Genomic DNA, 13757 nt, shown 5'->3' with positions numbered 1-13757 from the left:
ATGGCTCAGTGCCGGACGGGTCCTGGCGGCTCAGGCCGTCAGCAGCTGTCGCAGGCTGGTGGCGGGGCGACCGGTCAGCCTCGGGACGGCATCGCTGACCCTTTCCACCTCGCCTGCGGCGATAGCCGTGTACGTCGAGACCCAGGCGTCCACCTGCCAGTCCGGCGCGCCATACCTCGCCCGCGAGGCGTACGCCTCGGGGACGCTCTCGTCCACATACCTCGTAGGCATGCCGGTCACCTCGCTGACCAGGCTGGCGACCTCGGCAAGGCTCAGCGCCTCGGGGCCGGTGACCTCGTACGAGGCCCCGACGTGACGGGCCGGGTCGCTCAGCACGGCTGCGGCCACCGCCGCCACGTCGGCACGAGCCACTGCGGCGACCCTGCCCTCGCCGGCGGGCCCACGTAGCTCTCCGTCCTGCACCATGAGCGGTAGGAAGTCGGCATACAGGCTGTCCCGCAGGAAGGTGTGGTCGAGACCCGAGGCGCGCAGGTACTCCTCGGTCGCCCAGTGGTCACGACCGAGCGTGAACGTGCAGTCCGGTGCGGCGCCCTGGAACGACGTGTACACGACATGTCCGACGCCCGCCGACACTGCAGCATCGACGAACGCCTTGTGGTGGTCCACCCGGTCGACGGCTTCCGCGCCGGACACCATGAAGAGCGTGTCGACCCCCGCCAGCGCGGCACGGGTCTCGGCGGTGTCGGCATAGTCCACCTGGCGCACGGGCGCGCCGGCGATGACCGGCGCTGCGTCCGGGCGCCTGGCGAGCAGGACCAGTGGCAGCCCTCGCCCGGCGAGCTCCGCGGCGACCAGCCCGCCCACGTGCCCGGTCACCCCGGTCACGCCGACCAGCGCTCGGCCGTCGCGTGCGCTGGTCGTGACGCCGTCAGCGGCCGCGCCGTCCGTTGTCATGCCGCGAACGCGGCCAGCTCGCTGGCGAGGTCCGCATGGACCCGCGCCTTGACCATCGTGCCGTTCTCGGTGTGCTGGCTCGCGAGCACCTCGGCCTCCTCATGGAGGCGGCTGACCAGGTCACCCCGGTCGTAGGGCACCAGCACCTCGACGTCGATCGTGGGCCGCGGGAGCTCCTCGGCGATCAACGCCCTCAGCTCGGGAAGCCCCACACCGGTGCGCGCCGAGACCACGATCGAGTGCTTCTCGTGCCGACGGAGCCTGTCGAGCACCTCGGGGTCTGCCGCGTCGGCCTTGTTGACGACGATGACCTCCTTGACGTCGGCGGCGTCCACGTCGGCGAGCACAGACCGGACGGCACTGATCTGCCCCTCGGGGTCGGGATGCGACCCATCGACGACGTGGAGCAGCAGGTCTGCGTCCGCGACCTCCTCCAGGGTCGAGCGGAAGGCCTCGACGAGCTGGGTGGGCAGCTGACGCACGAACCCGACCGTGTCCGCGAGCGTATAGAGGCGGCCGTCCTCGGTCTCCGCCCGCCGTACCGTCGGGTCGAGTGTGGCGAAGAGCTGGTTCTCGACCAGGACGCCCGCGCCGGTCAGCCGGTTGAGCAGCGAGGACTTGCCGGCGTTGGTATACCCCGCGATCGCGACGCTCGGCACGTCGTTCGCCTTGCGTCCCGACCGCTTCGTGTCGCGGCTCGTCTTCATCTCCTTGATCTCCCGGCGCAGCTTGGCCATGCGCTGGTTGATCCGGCGCCGGTCGAGCTCGATCTTGGTCTCACCAGGACCGCGCGAGCCCATGCCCTGGCCGCCGGCCGCCTGGCCACCGGCCTGTCGGGACATCGACTCACCCCATCCGCGCAGGCGTGGGAGGAGGTACTGGAGCTGAGCCAGCTCGACCTGAGCCTTGCCCTCCTTCGACTTCGCGTGCTGGGCGAAGATGTCGAGGATCAGGGCGGTGCGGTCGATGACCTTCACCTTGACGACGTCCTCGAGGGCACGCCGCTGGCTGGGCGTCAGCTCGGTGTCGCAGATGACGGTGTCCGCGCCCTCGGCGATGACGATGTCGCGCAGCTCCCGGGCCTTGCCGGAGCCGAGGTAGGTGCCCGTGTCGGGTCTGGCCCGCCGCTGCACGAGGCCGGCGAGCACGGTGGAGCCCGCCGTCTCTGCGAGCGCGGCGAGCTCCCGCAGGGAGTTGTCGGCGTCCTCGCTGGTGCCCTCGGTCCACACGGCGGCGAGCACGACGCGCTCCAGCCGCAGCTGGCGGTACTCGACCTCGGTGATGTCCTCGAGCTCGGTGGACAGCCCCGCGACCCGCCGCAGGGCGGCACGGTCCTCACGGTCGTACTGGTCGCCGTCGTAGCTCTGCGGGTCGACGGCCTCGAGGAACCGTTCCTCGTCCGCCAGCGCCGATGCCTTGGAGTCGAAAATGTGTGATCTCTGTGTCATATCCCCTCAAGAATCTCATCCTTTCAACCGGTCTGCCGACTGGTTTATGCCCCGGTGGTTCACACGTCGGCTCCAGCACGCGTCCGCGTCGGTCAGTGCCGGCCCTGCCAGTAGCGTTGGCACCGATGAGCGAGCACCCCGTCCGATGAGCGAGCACTACTTCACCGCGCAGCCGGCCACCCCCGGTCAGGTGCGCCCACTGCGCGTCAGGCTGGCCGACCGCGACGTCACCGTCGAGACCGCGGCGGGGGTCTTCAGCCCGGACGCCCTCGACAAGGGCACGGCCGTGCTGCTGCGTACGGCTCCCCCGCCTTCTACCTCGGGTCGTCTTCTGGACCTCGGCTGCGGATGGGGGCCGATCGCGCTGACCCTGGGGCTGCTGGCTCCGGAGGCCCTGGTCTACGCCGTCGACGTCAACGAGCGGTCGGTGGACCTGGTCCGCCGGAACGCCGCCACTCTCCGGCTCGACGGTGTCCGCGCCGTCCTGCCTCACCAGGTGCCCACCGATCTCGAGTTCGACGCGATCTGGTCCAACCCGCCCATCCGCGTGGGCAAGGCCGTCCTGCACGACCTGATGCTGAGCTGGCTGCCGCGCTTGGCCGTGGGAGGAGCCGCCTACCTCGTGGTGCAGAAGAACCTGGGCTCGGACTCGCTCCAGCGCTGGCTCACTTCGAACCTCCCGCAGCGGTATGCCGTGCGCCGCTACGCCTCGGACAAGGGCTTTCGGGTGCTCGAGGTCAGACGAGGGGCGTGACGCCGTCGGCGACAAGCACCGCCGGACCGGCAAGCTCCACCTGCTGGTCCGGTAGCGCCCGCACTCGGAGCCTGCCGCCGGGCACGTCGACAGTCCACGTGTCCCCTCCTCCGGCCCAGAACCGGGTGGCCAGGGCCGCAGCGGCCGCACCCGTCCCGCACGACCGCGTCTCTCCGACCCCGCGCTCGTGGACCCGCATCCGCAGGTGGCCCGGGCCGATGGGACGGACCAGCTCGACATTGGTCCCGCGCTCCGGCCTCGGGTTGACCATGGGGGCCCGGTGGAGATCGAGGGTGTCGACGTCCAGCGACTCGGGCAGCGCGACCACGGTGTGGGGGTTGCCCAGATCGAGGCTCAGCGCGGACAACGGCTCGTGCCCGTCGAGATGCACCAGGGCGTCGAAACCCTCGGCGTCGGCGATCTGCGGCTGGGCCAGCCGCCAGGGACCGAGATTCACGGCGATCAGGTCTGCGGCCTCGAACCGCACGACCTTCGTACCGGCACGCGTCGCGATGGCGAACTCGTCCGCGGTCTCCAGGCCCTCCCGCCGCAGGTACGCCGCGAAGACGCGCGCCCCGTTCCCACACATCTCGGCCAGGCCGCCGTCGTTGTTCCGGTAGTCCATGAACCACCGTGCGGCGCCCGCCTGAGACAGCACGTCCGGCTCACCCGCCAGTGCCGTGGGCACCACCCGGATCACCCCGTCGGCGCCGATACCGGCATGCCGGTCGGCGAGCAGCGCCGCCTGCGCCGCGGTGAGCGGCGAGCCACCCTCGAGGTCGGGCACGAGCACGAAGTCGTTCTCGGTCCCGTGGCCCTTGGTGAAGGTGGTCTGGTCAGCCATGGCCGTCATTGTCCCTGATGGCTGTCTCCACCGTGGCGAGAGCCCGTCGGCTCAGGCCGGCAGCGTCGGCGTCGAGCCATACGATGCGCGGGTCGGCACCGAACCAGGACTCCTGTCTGCGGGCCAGACGACGGGTCAGCCGGGCCGTCTCCGCCTTGGCCTCGTCCTCGGTCAGGCGTCCGTCGAGCTGGGCCAGCGCCTGGGCGTAGCCCAGCGCCCGGGGCGCGGTCCGCCCACGGCGAAGCCCGTGCGCCTCGAGCCGGGACACCTCGTCGAGGAGCCCGTCCCGCCACATGGCGTCGACCCGCCGCCCGATACGCGCGTCGAGCTCAGGCCGCGAAGCGCGCAGGCCGATGAGGACCGTCGGAACCAGCAGCTCCCGTCGGGGCATGGTGGCGGAGAAGGGCCTGCCGGTCAGCTCGAGGACCTCCAGGGCCCTGACGATCCGCCGGACATTGTTCGGCTCGATGTGGCGGGCCGCGGCGGGGTCCACCTCCCGCAGGCGGGCGTATAGGTTGGCAGCCCCTACCCTCGCCGCCTCCCACTCGAGGCGCGCCCGGACCGCCCGGTCGGTCGGGGGGATCTCCAGGCGATCGAGGGCGGCTCGGACGTAGAGCCCGGACCCACCGACGAGGACAGGGTGCCGACCGCGCTCGCGGATGCCGTCGAGGTCGGCGCGTGCGGCACGCTGGTACGCCGCGACGGACGCCTCCTCGGTCACCGAGATGACGTCGAGCTGGTGATGCGGGATCCCCCGTCGGCGGCTCTCGGTCAGCTTGGCGGTCCCGATGTCCATCCCGGCGTACAGCTGGCTGGCGTCTGCGTTCACGACCTCACCGCCGCAGGCTTCGGCCAGGTCCAGCGCGAGGTCGGACTTTCCGGTGGCTGTGGCGCCGACGACGGCGATGGTCAGAGGCCCCGGCATCGGCTCACAGGTCGTGCTCGTCCGGGCTGTCGTGACCGAAGGGGTCCGGGTCCACACCGGGCATCCAGCTGTGCCCGGGCTTTCCCCAGCCGTGCTGCTTGATCGCCTTGCGAGCCTTCTTGGACCAGCGCTCGTTCAGCCTGTCGACGTAGAGGAAGCCGTTGAGGTGGTCGTACTCGTGCTGCATGCAGCGGGCGAACCAACCGGTCGCCTCGAAAGAGAGCTGGCGGCCCGATACGTCGAAGCCCGTGACGCCGGCCCGCTCGCCCCGCTTGAGCGGAAAGCTCTCCCCCGGCACGGAGAGGCAGCCCTCCACGTCGTCGTGCGGGTCGGGGTCGTCGAGGGGTGCCTTGGCGGGGCTGAGGTACGGGTTCACGATGGCACCGCGCGCAGGGACGCCATCCTCGTTGTCCATCTGCCAGGTGAACACCCGCAGCCCTACGCCGATCTGCGGGGCGGCGAGACCCACCCCATGGGCCGCGTCCATGGTCTCGTACATGTCGGTGATGAGCTCGGTGAGCGCCGCGTCGAAGGCGTCGACCGGCTCAGCCCGGCGGTGCAGCACCGGTTCGCCCGTGATCACGATGGGGCGGATCGTCATGCCGCGAGTCTCCCAGATCGGGCAGCAGACGCAGACGCGGGGCACTGGGGCGCGCGGGCCGCGCCGGCTGGGCGGACTGCGGTGGCGGGCGTCACGGCTCTGGGGAACCATGGAGCCGGCGGCCTTCGTGCCGCGACCCCACCATCAACCGACGCGAGGAGCGCACGATGAGCGAGCCGGCCGACCTGCCCGACCAAGGCGAAGGTACCGAGGAGGCGGCCGGGGCCGGCAGCGGTGGGTCACAGGCAGGAGTCGCAGGCCAGGGCGACGCCGGCTTCGACGGACAGTCGGGCACCTCGGACTCGTCCGGCTCAGACACTTCAGGCTCGGACACTTCCGGCTCGCACACGTCGGGTTCGGACACTTCCGGCTCAGACACTTCCGGCTTCGACCCCGACAGCGGCTCGACCACCGACATGGACATCGAGACCAGCGAGTCCGACGGGTAAGCCGCAGGGCCTGGCCCGGCGTTATCGGCTAGGCAGGGTCGCCGACCGCGTCCGGCGACGCCATGCCACTGCGGCTCAGCCGCACCGCGGAGCCATGCGGCTCAGCCGCATTGCGGAGCCGAAGTCGTCACTGCCGGCCGGCCGACAGTCGGCATCCCCAGTGACACGCTCGGCCTCCCCGGTGCGACCGGCGGTTTGCCCGGCACCGGACCGTCCTGAAGCGCCTGCCAGGCGTCACCGCCGGCCGTGCGGCGAACTGCGAATGAACCGCCGCCCAGGAGTGCGGAGTCCGCGACGAGGTGGTGCGGGGCACCGTAGGTGACATCGACGGTCACGACGTCCCCCGGTCGCGGCGCCGTGACGCCCTCCGGAACGGCGAAGTGCACCAGCCGGTTGTCGCGTGCACGTCCGGAAAGACGCTGCGTGGAGCGGTCCTTGCGCCCCTCGCCCGTGGAGACCAGCACCTCTACGGTGCGTCCCTCCAGAGCGCGGTTCTCTGCCCAGGACACCTCCTCCTGCACGGCGAGAAGCCGGTCGTACCGTTCCTGCACCACGGCCTTGGGAAGCTGGTCAGGCATCGTGGCGGCAGGCGTCCCAGGGCGGATCGAGTACTGGAACGTGAAGGCGCTGGAGAACCGGGACGCCCGCACCACCCGCAACGTCTCCTCGAAGTCGGCCTCCGTCTCCCCCGGGAAGCCGACGATGATGTCGGTCGTGATGGCGGCATCCGGGATCTGGGCGCGCACACGGTCCAGGATTCCGAGGAACTTCGCGCTGCGGTAGGAGCGGCGCATGTCCCTGAGCACCTTGTCCGAGCCCGACTGCAGCGGCATGTGCAGGCTGGGCATGACGTTCGGCGTCTGCGCCATGGCTGCTATGACGTCCTCGGTGAATGCAGCCGGATGGGGGCTCGTGAAGCGCACCCGCTCCAGACCTTCGATCTCGCCGCAGGCCCGCAGCAGCTTGCTGAACGCCAACCGGTCACCGAACTCCACCCCGTAGGTATTGACGTTCTGCCCGAGCAGAGTGACCTCGACCACGCCCTGGGCCACCAGCGCGTCGATCTCGGCGAGAACGTCGCCCGGTCGACGGTCCGCCTCCTTGCCGCGCAGGCTCGGCACGATGCAGAACGTGCAGGTGTTGTTGCATCCCACCGAGATCGACACCCACGCCGCATAGGCGGAGTCGCGTCGGGTGGGCAGGGTGGAGGGAAAGACCTCCAGGCTCTCCAGGATCTCCACCTCCGCCGCACGGTTGTGCCGTGCACGCTCGAGCAGGGCCGGCAGGCTGCCGAGGTTGTTGGTCCCGAAGACGACATCCACCCACGGCGCGCGGGCGACGATCGTGGCGCGGTCCTTCTGGGCCAGACAGCCGCCCACGGCGATCTGCATGTCCGGGTTGCGGGTCTTCGCGGGGCGCAGCTGGCCGAGGTTGCCGTAGAGCTTGTTGTCCGCGTTCTCCCGCACCGCGCAGGTGTTGAAGACGACGACGTCAGCGGCCTCGGGGCGCTCCGGCAAGGGCAGGCTGTTCACGTCGACGTACCCGACGCTCTCCAGCAGCCCAGCGAGCCGCTCGGAGTCGTGGACGTTCATCTGGCACCCGTGGGTCCGGACGTCGTAGGTCTTGTAGGCAGTGGAAGCACTCATCGCACGGACAAGGGTACGGGGTGGCATCTCAGTCACGCTGATGCTCCGGGGACCGCGCCAGCGCCTCCCGGATCACGGTCATGGACAGGTCGGAGGCATACCCCTTGCGGGCCAACATCCCGGCGAGCCTGCGCCGCTGCACCGTCGGATCCAGGCCATGCATCGTCTTGAGCCGCTTCGTCACGAGCTGCTCCGCGCGCTCCCGCTCCTGCTCGGGGTCCATCGCGTCGAGGGTGGCCTTGGCCAGCTCCTCGTCGACGCCCTTCGCTCGCAGCTCGCGGGCCAGCGCTCGAGCTGCGAGACCGCGCCCCGCCTGCTGGGAGCGCACGACCATTCCCGCGTAGGCCTCGTCGTCGATGAGTCCCACCTCGGTCATGCGGTCGAGGACAGCCTCCGCCACGTCGTCCGGACAGTGACGCTGTCGCAGCTTGTCGCGCAGCTGCTTGCGGCTCTTGGGTGCCGACGCGAGCTGTCGTAGGACGATCTGTCTCGCAACGTCGTGCGGGTCAGCCTGGTCGCCGCGAGTCGTCGGATCCGCTTCAGGATCTCCGGGGATCGGCTGCCACGCCGAAGACCGGCCTCTGGTCGGCGTGACCTGCGGCTCGCCCGAGGTGGAGCTGGGTGCGTCGCCAGCAGCGAGAGCAGCCTCCAGGGCTGCTCTCGCTGCTGCGTGTCGGTCGTTCATGACGGGCTTCGACCCATGACGGCCTCCACTGATGACGGGCTGGGTGACGGAGTGTGAGAGCTGCGGCTCTGCGTCCGTTGAGGCTCAGAAGTTTGTCAAGGCTCAGAAGTCGGAGGCTCAGAACTCGACCGGGACGTCTGTCCCGGGCTCGGCCGGCTTGTCCACCTGAGGCCCGACGCCGAGCTTCTCCTTGATCTTCTTCTCGATCTCGTTGCCCAGGTCCGGGTTGTCCTTCAGGAACTGCCGGGCGTTCTCCTTGCCCTGCCCCAGCTGGTCGCCCTCGTACGTGTACCAGGCGCCGGCCTTGCGGACGAAGCCCTGCTCCACGCCCATGTCGATGAGGCCACCCTCGCGGGAGATGCCATGCCCGTAAAGGATGTCGAACTCGGCCTGTTTGAACGGCGGGGAGACCTTGTTCTTGACGACCTTCACCCTGGTGCGGTTACCGACCGGCTCGCTGCCGTCCTTGAGCGTCTCGATGCGCCGGACGTCCAGGCGCACCGAGGCGTAGAACTTGAGCGCCTTGCCACCGGTCGTCGTCTCGGGCGAACCGAACATCACGCCGATCTTCTCGCGGAGCTGGTTGATGAAGATCGCCGTGGTGCCGGTGTTGTTGAGTGCACCGGTGAGCTTGCGCAGGGCCTGCGACATCAGCCGGGCCTGCAGGCCGACGTGGCTGTCGCCCATCTCGCCCTCGATCTCGGCTCGCGGCACCAGGGCCGCCACCGAATCTATGACGATGATGTCCAGCGCCCCGGACCGGATCAGCATGTCTGCGATCTCGAGCGCCTGCTCGCCGGTGTCCGGCTGGCTGACGAGCAGGGCGTCGGTGTCCACGCCCAGCTTCTTCGCGTACTCGGGGTCCAGCGCATGCTCGGCGTCGATGAACGCCGCGATGCCTCCTGCGCGCTGCGCGTTGGCGACGGCGTGCAGGGCGACAGTGGTCTTGCCCGAGGACTCGGGGCCGTAGATCTCGACCACCCGGCCCCGGGGCAGGCCGCCGATCCCGAGCGCGACGTCCAGCGCGATCGACCCGGTGGGAATGACGTCGATAGGCGGCCGGACGTCGTCGCCAAGGCGCATCACGGCGCCCTTGCCGAACGACTTCTCAATCTGCCCCATGACGGTATCGAGGGATTTTGCCTTCTGGTCCACGCCTGCTGCGTTGGCTCCAGCCATTTTCGCCACGCTTCCTTCTTTCGCATCGAGTCGGGCGCGCCTGCCTTCGACCCACGGGCAGATCATCTGCTGTTGGGTCAGACGCTAGGAGTTGCCACCGACACTCGGCGCAGACCACCGGGCGACCTGTGGACGACGAGACGGCGGGGATCCACCTGTGCTCAGGTTACCGAACGTCTGTTCGACTGTCCGGATCTCGCGCGCCGACACGCCGACAGGCGCGGCACGCCAACAGAGGGCACGCGACGCCGGCTCCAGGGCCAGGGCCAGGGCCAGGGCCACGGCCACCGCTCCATCAGGACCGACACCACGCATCCAACAACAGTCAGGACAACAGCAGGCTGTCGAGCCGGCGCGCAGCACCCACCACTCCGACCGACCCCAGCACCACCAGGTAGCCCACGTGGCCGAGGACTCCCCACCCGGTGTCGCCCAGCATCAGCGCTCGCTCCAAAGCCACCCCGTGGTACAGCGGGGTCAGCTGCACCAACCACTGAAGCGCACCTGGGTAGGTCGACAGCGGGAAGAACGTCGCCGAGAAGAGGAACATCGGCTGGATGGCGAGTGTGACGTAGTCGAAGTCCACCCAGGACCTCATGAAGGTGGTCGCGAACATCCCCACGGCGGCGAAGGCGAAGCCGATGAACACGGCGGCTGGCAGGGCCAGCAGCGCCCACCACGACCGCACCGCACCCGCAAGGAGCGCGACCACGAGAAAGGCGGCTGAGTAGAGGCCGCCGCGCATGAGCGACCAGGTGATCTCGCCCACCGCGATGTCGCGTGGCCCCATGGGCGTGGCAAGGACGGCGTCGTACAGCCGCGCGTACTTCAGCTTGAAGAAGACGTTGAAGGTGGAGTCGAAGACCGCGCCGTTCATCGCCGACGCCGCGAGAAGGGCGGGTGCCACGAACTGGGGGTATGTCACCGCCAGGCCGGAGTCCGTCCGCACGCTGTGGACGAGGGCACCGATCCCGATTCCGAGGGAGAACAGGTAGAACACCGGCTCGGCGAACCCCGTGGCGAGGGCGATCCAGCCGTGCCTGAACGAGGTGACGTTTCGCTCGACGAGCATTCGAGCGAGCCCCGCGCCGGCCGGCATGGGCAGGGCCCGGGACAGTCGGGCGCCCGGCGCCCGCAGCGTGCTGCTCATGAGACCAGCCGCCGGGTGAAGGACCGCTCCGCCAGCCACCAGCCGACCAGGATGTAGGTCACCAGAACGGCGAGGTGGGCCACGAGAGGCCCCGCGTGTGGCATACCGTAGGCCACCGCGCGGCAGGCCTGCACCCCGTGCCACAACGGCGTCACCCAGGCCACCGGCTGCATCCAGCCGGGCAGCTGCGCGATGGGGAAGAACGTGCCCGAGAACAGCATCAGGGGCGTGATGATCCAGCGGTACAGGATGTTGAAGCCGTTGTCCCCCTCCTGCGTGGCAGTGAACGCGAAGATCGGTGTGACGAAGGCCAGCCCAGTGAGGACCGCCACCGGCAGGCACAGCACCGCCCACCAGGACGCGAAGCCGCCGAAGAGCGAGGAGACCGCCAGGAACAGCGCTGTGGCCACGCCCAGATGCCCGGCGATCGTCAGGAAGTGTCCCGCCAGCACGTCTCGGACACCCAGCGGCGTGGCGAGCTGCGCGTGGTAGGCCATGTTCCACTTGAGGTAGCCGAGAACCTGGTAGCTCGACTCGCTCCAGGCCACCCACATCGTCTGGGCCGCCACGATTCCGGGCACGACGAACTGCAGGTACGGCCTGCCGTCGATCCCCCCGGCTCGGCTGTCGACGAGGGCTCCGAGGCCCACTCCCATCGAGAGCATGAAGAGCACGGGCGACAGGACCCGGCTGGTGATGCTCGCACGCCAGGTGCGCTGGTACACCGCGAGGTGGTACCCGACCACGGCGAGTACGCGTTCAGGGCCAGTCAGCGGGGGCCGCGGCCCCGGGGCTGCCCGGGCATCGCCGCGCACCGAGGCAGCCGAGCTCGTCGTGGTCATCAGTCCACCAGCGTCCGGCCGGTGAGGGTCAGGAAGACGTCCTCGAGGGTCGAGCGGCGCACCAGCGACGACAGCGGCTCCACGCCTCGGGCATGCACCTGCGCTGAGGCCTCGTCACCGTCGTCGGCGTACACCAGCAGCCGGTCCGGCAGCACCTCCACGCGCTTGCCCACGCCCTCGACGAGCGGCGCGAGCTCACTGTGGTCCTCGGCGTCGAACCGCAGCTCCAGGACCTCGCGGGTCGCGTGCGCACCGATGAGCTCGCGAGGAGAGCCCTGCGCCACGATGCTGCCGTGGTCCATCACCACGAGCCGGTCGAACAGCTGTTCGGCCTCGTCCATGTAGTGGGTCGTCAGCACGAGCGTGACCCCGGACCGCTTCAGCCGGAACAGCCTGTCCCACAGCACATGTCGGGCCTGGGGGTCCAAGCCGGTGGTGGGCTCGTCGAGGAGGAGGATCTCGGGGGAGTTGATGAGCGAGCGCGCGATGGTCAGCCGACGTTTCATGCCCCCGGAGAGCGGCTCCACCTTGTCACGGGCGCGCTCCGTGAGCTGCGCGAACTCCAGCAGCTCGGCTGCTCGCGCGCGGGCCTCCTTGCGTGAGAGGCCGAAGTACCGGCCGTAGATCCACAGGTTCTCCTCGACGGTGAGCTCCTCGTCGAGGGTATCCCGCTGCGGGCAGCTTCCGAGCCGCGCCCGGATCGCCGGGCCGTCGGTAGCCGGGTCGAGCCCGAAAAGCCTCAGCTCACCCCGCGTCACCGGCGACACGCAGCCCACCATGCGCATCGTGGACGACTTGCCGGCGCCGTTCGGCCCCAGGAACCCGAAGCACTCCCCCTTGCGCACGGCGAAGTCGATGCCGTCCACCGCCGTGAAGTCCCCGAACGTCTTGGTCAGGCCTCTGGCGTGCAGCAGGATCTCCTCGGACACGTTTCGTCACGCTACAGACATCCGCCGACAAGGCCACCCGGTTTTTCGCGGGACCCGGGCCGTCGAGCCGTCACCCGTCGGCGCGCAGCTCCTCGTACAGCAGCTCGGCCAGCTGCCTCGCGGGCAGGGTCCGCGCCGCCGCGTGTCCCGTTCCCGCCCACAGGTGCACGAGCTCCGCCTCGCCGGTGGCCTTGCCATGCGCCCGTAACGGTGCGGTGAGGTGGTGGACATGCGGGTACGCAGCCGGCGCCGCGTCGCTGAACCGCTGGGTCCAGGTCGTCACGAGCGCCCGCGCACTGCGCCCGGTGAACGCCCGCGTCACGGTGGTGCCCCGGCCCTGGGTCAGCTCGTGTACGTGAACCGGGGCCGTGCCCGCCTCGGAGGAGGGGAGGAAGGCCGTCCCGAACGCGACAGCGTCGGCGCCGGCGTCGAGGAGGCGCCGGGCGTCCCTTCCGGTCATCACCCCGCCGGCCGCCATGACGCCGAGCTCGGCTGACCGGGCCGCCGACGACAGCTCGCGCACGAGCACGTCGACGGAAGGCTGCTGACGGCCGGAGTCGTGCGGGCCTCCGCGATGGCCGCCCGCCTCCCAGCCCTGCAGTACCACGCCGTCCACGCCGAGCTCGACGGCCCACGCCAGCTCGTCCGGCTCGTTCAGGGTCACCCAGACCTCGGCCCCGGCCCTCCGTAGGCGGGCGACTGCGTCCGCGGGCGGCCACGCGAACGAGAAGCTCACCACGGCAGGGGCCAGCTCCACGAGGACGTCGAGCTTGGCCCCGAACGCGTCGTCGTCGTAACGCGGCTCGCCCAGCTCGACGCCGGCCGACGCGGCCCAGGGTGCGAGCAGACTGCCGTACGCCTCGGCCTCCGAGCGCATCGAGGGACGGTCGTCCGACGGCGCGAAGATGTTGACGCCGAACGGAACCGGGACCAGGGCCCGCAGCTCCTCGATGTCCTCCCGCAGCTGCTGCGGAGCCAGGTAGGCGCCGGCCAGGAAGGCGAACATGCCCCCGCTCGCGGCCGCCGCCGCGAGCGGGACGGTGCTGGGCCCGCCCGCCATCGGTGCCAGCACCAGCGGGTGGCTGCGCCAGTCCAGCGTGCTCACCGTGCGGGCTTCCGCTCCACGCCGAGACGCCGAGCCTCCGGCACATCCATGTCGTCGCACAGCGCCTGCCAGACGCGGCGAGGGCTCTCCCCGGCCGCCAACGCCTGCTCGGGCGTCCGGTCTCCCAGCGCGGCGAGCACATGGTGTCGTGCCAGCGACCCCGCATACGCCTCGCCGAACTCGTCGTTCATCAGCTCCCAGAACTTGCTCAGCCGCATCCTGGAAGTCTAGGCAGCAGCGCGAGACGCACAGCACGGCGGTGGTCACCGTCGGGACGACGGTCAC

Annotated in this window: 15 protein-coding genes; 2 read left to right on the top strand and 13 right to left on the bottom strand. The window is 70.2% G+C overall.

Annotated features, from left to right (window positions below; genetic code table 11):
* Window positions 1-30 precede the first annotated feature (30 nt).
* Together PHA84_RS08535 and hflX are read right to left on the bottom strand one after the other, a co-directional pair.
* Window positions 31-915: an SDR family oxidoreductase gene (locus PHA84_RS08535; protein WP_270887677.1), complete on the bottom strand. Its 885-nt coding sequence runs from the start codon at window positions 913-915 to the stop codon at window positions 31-33.
* Window positions 912-2363: a GTPase HflX gene (gene hflX, locus PHA84_RS08530; RefSeq protein WP_270887676.1), complete on the bottom strand. Its 1452-nt coding sequence runs from the start codon at window positions 2361-2363 to the stop codon at window positions 912-914. Before hflX ends, PHA84_RS08535 begins: the two co-directional genes overlap by 4 nt.
* A 145-nt stretch (window positions 2364-2508) precedes the next feature.
* Between hflX and PHA84_RS08525 the strand changes: the two genes are divergently transcribed.
* Window positions 2509-3117: a class I SAM-dependent methyltransferase gene (locus tag PHA84_RS08525; RefSeq protein WP_270887675.1), complete on the top strand. Its 609-nt coding sequence runs from the start codon at window positions 2509-2511 to the stop codon at window positions 3115-3117.
* On the opposite strand, the gene dapF is transcribed toward PHA84_RS08525, so the two are convergent.
* Genes dapF through def form a run of 3 tightly spaced genes read right to left on the bottom strand, consistent with a single transcriptional unit; the run spans window position 3101 to window position 5487 of the window.
* Window positions 3101-3961, bottom strand: a complete 861-nt coding sequence (dapF, locus tag PHA84_RS08520; RefSeq protein ID WP_270887674.1) for a diaminopimelate epimerase — start codon at window positions 3959-3961, stop codon at window positions 3101-3103. The two genes, PHA84_RS08525 and dapF, sit on opposite strands and share 17 nt — an antisense overlap.
* Window positions 3954-4886 (bottom strand): tRNA (adenosine(37)-N6)-dimethylallyltransferase MiaA, encoded by a 933-nt coding sequence (gene miaA, locus PHA84_RS08515; RefSeq protein WP_270887673.1) that lies wholly within the window; start codon window positions 4884-4886, stop codon window positions 3954-3956. Before miaA ends, dapF begins: the two co-directional genes overlap by 8 nt.
* Window positions 4887-4890: 4 nt before the next feature.
* On the bottom strand, window positions 4891-5487 hold the full coding sequence (gene def / locus PHA84_RS08510) for a peptide deformylase (protein WP_270887672.1): 597 nt from the start codon (window positions 5485-5487) through the stop codon (window positions 4891-4893).
* A gap of 167 nt (window positions 5488-5654) precedes the next feature.
* On the opposite strand from def, the gene PHA84_RS08505 reads away from it, so the two are divergent.
* Entirely contained in the window at window positions 5655-5936 is a 282-nt protein-coding gene (locus PHA84_RS08505) for a hypothetical protein (protein WP_270887671.1), read from the top strand.
* Between the two features lie 101 nt (window positions 5937-6037).
* On the opposite strand, the gene miaB is transcribed toward PHA84_RS08505, so the two are convergent.
* From miaB to PHA84_RS08465, 8 genes are all read right to left on the bottom strand, one after another.
* Window positions 6038-7582, bottom strand: a complete 1545-nt coding sequence (gene miaB / locus PHA84_RS08500; protein ID WP_270887670.1) for a tRNA (N6-isopentenyl adenosine(37)-C2)-methylthiotransferase MiaB — start codon at window positions 7580-7582, stop codon at window positions 6038-6040.
* Window positions 7583-7610: 28 nt separating this feature from the next.
* Window positions 7611-8267 (bottom strand): regulatory protein RecX, encoded by a 657-nt coding sequence (locus tag PHA84_RS08495; RefSeq protein ID WP_270887669.1) that lies wholly within the window; start codon window positions 8265-8267, stop codon window positions 7611-7613.
* A 117-nt stretch (window positions 8268-8384) separates the two neighbouring features.
* Window positions 8385-9446, bottom strand: a complete 1062-nt coding sequence (recA, locus tag PHA84_RS08490) for a recombinase RecA (RefSeq protein WP_270887668.1) — start codon at window positions 9444-9446, stop codon at window positions 8385-8387.
* Window positions 9447-9771: 325 nt separating this feature from the next.
* Window positions 9772-10596: an ABC transporter permease gene (locus PHA84_RS08485; protein ID WP_270887667.1), complete on the bottom strand. Its 825-nt coding sequence runs from the start codon at window positions 10594-10596 to the stop codon at window positions 9772-9774.
* Entirely contained in the window at window positions 10593-11438 is an 846-nt protein-coding gene (locus PHA84_RS08480; RefSeq protein WP_270887666.1) for an ABC transporter permease, read from the bottom strand. The genes PHA84_RS08485 and PHA84_RS08480 overlap by 4 nt, the downstream gene beginning before the upstream one ends.
* Entirely contained in the window at window positions 11438-12367 is a 930-nt protein-coding gene (locus tag PHA84_RS08475) for an ABC transporter ATP-binding protein (RefSeq protein WP_270887665.1), read from the bottom strand. Before PHA84_RS08475 ends, PHA84_RS08480 begins: the two co-directional genes overlap by 1 nt.
* Window positions 12368-12437: 70 nt before the next feature.
* Complete coding sequence (locus PHA84_RS08470; protein ID WP_270887664.1) at window positions 12438-13472, bottom strand: nitronate monooxygenase; 1035 nt, start codon at window positions 13470-13472, stop codon at window positions 12438-12440.
* On the bottom strand, window positions 13469-13690 hold the full coding sequence (locus tag PHA84_RS08465) for a DUF3046 domain-containing protein (protein WP_270887663.1): 222 nt from the start codon (window positions 13688-13690) through the stop codon (window positions 13469-13471). The genes PHA84_RS08470 and PHA84_RS08465 overlap by 4 nt, the downstream gene beginning before the upstream one ends.
* Between the last annotated feature and the right edge of the window lie 67 nt (window positions 13691-13757).

The organism is Pedococcus sp. 5OH_020, assembly GCF_027812955.1.
In the GTDB taxonomy this organism is placed as follows: Bacteria; Actinomycetota; Actinomycetes; order Actinomycetales; family Dermatophilaceae; genus Pedococcus.
This window is presented reverse-complemented; position numbering and strand designations above follow the sequence as displayed.

What these genes read in the sequence shown, in the direction of transcription:
- PHA84_RS08535 (WP_270887677.1), bottom strand. Translation starts at nt 915, where the DNA reads ATGACAACGGACGGCGCGGCCGCTGACGGCGTCACGACCAGCGCACGC.
- hflX (WP_270887676.1), bottom strand. Translation starts at nt 2,363, where the DNA reads ATGACACAGAGATCACACATTTTCGACTCCAAGGCATCGGCGCTGGCG.
- PHA84_RS08525 (WP_270887675.1), top strand. Translation starts at nt 2,509, where the DNA reads ATGAGCGAGCACTACTTCACCGCGCAGCCGGCCACCCCCGGTCAGGTG.
- dapF (WP_270887674.1), bottom strand. Translation starts at nt 3,961, where the DNA reads ATGGCTGACCAGACCACCTTCACCAAGGGCCACGGGACCGAGAACGAC.
- miaA (WP_270887673.1), bottom strand. Translation starts at nt 4,886, where the DNA reads ATGCCGGGGCCTCTGACCATCGCCGTCGTCGGCGCCACAGCCACCGGA.
- def (WP_270887672.1), bottom strand. Translation starts at nt 5,487, where the DNA reads ATGACGATCCGCCCCATCGTGATCACGGGCGAACCGGTGCTGCACCGC.
- PHA84_RS08505 (WP_270887671.1), top strand. Translation starts at nt 5,655, where the DNA reads ATGAGCGAGCCGGCCGACCTGCCCGACCAAGGCGAAGGTACCGAGGAG.
- miaB (WP_270887670.1), bottom strand. Translation starts at nt 7,582, where the DNA reads ATGAGTGCTTCCACTGCCTACAAGACCTACGACGTCCGGACCCACGGG.
- PHA84_RS08495 (WP_270887669.1), bottom strand. Translation starts at nt 8,267, where the DNA reads ATGAACGACCGACACGCAGCAGCGAGAGCAGCCCTGGAGGCTGCTCTC.
- recA (WP_270887668.1), bottom strand. Translation starts at nt 9,446, where the DNA reads ATGGCTGGAGCCAACGCAGCAGGCGTGGACCAGAAGGCAAAATCCCTC.
- PHA84_RS08485 (WP_270887667.1), bottom strand. Translation starts at nt 10,596, where the DNA reads ATGAGCAGCACGCTGCGGGCGCCGGGCGCCCGACTGTCCCGGGCCCTG.
- PHA84_RS08480 (WP_270887666.1), bottom strand. Translation starts at nt 11,438, where the DNA reads ATGACCACGACGAGCTCGGCTGCCTCGGTGCGCGGCGATGCCCGGGCA.
- PHA84_RS08465 (WP_270887663.1), bottom strand. Translation starts at nt 13,690, where the DNA reads ATGCGGCTGAGCAAGTTCTGGGAGCTGATGAACGACGAGTTCGGCGAG.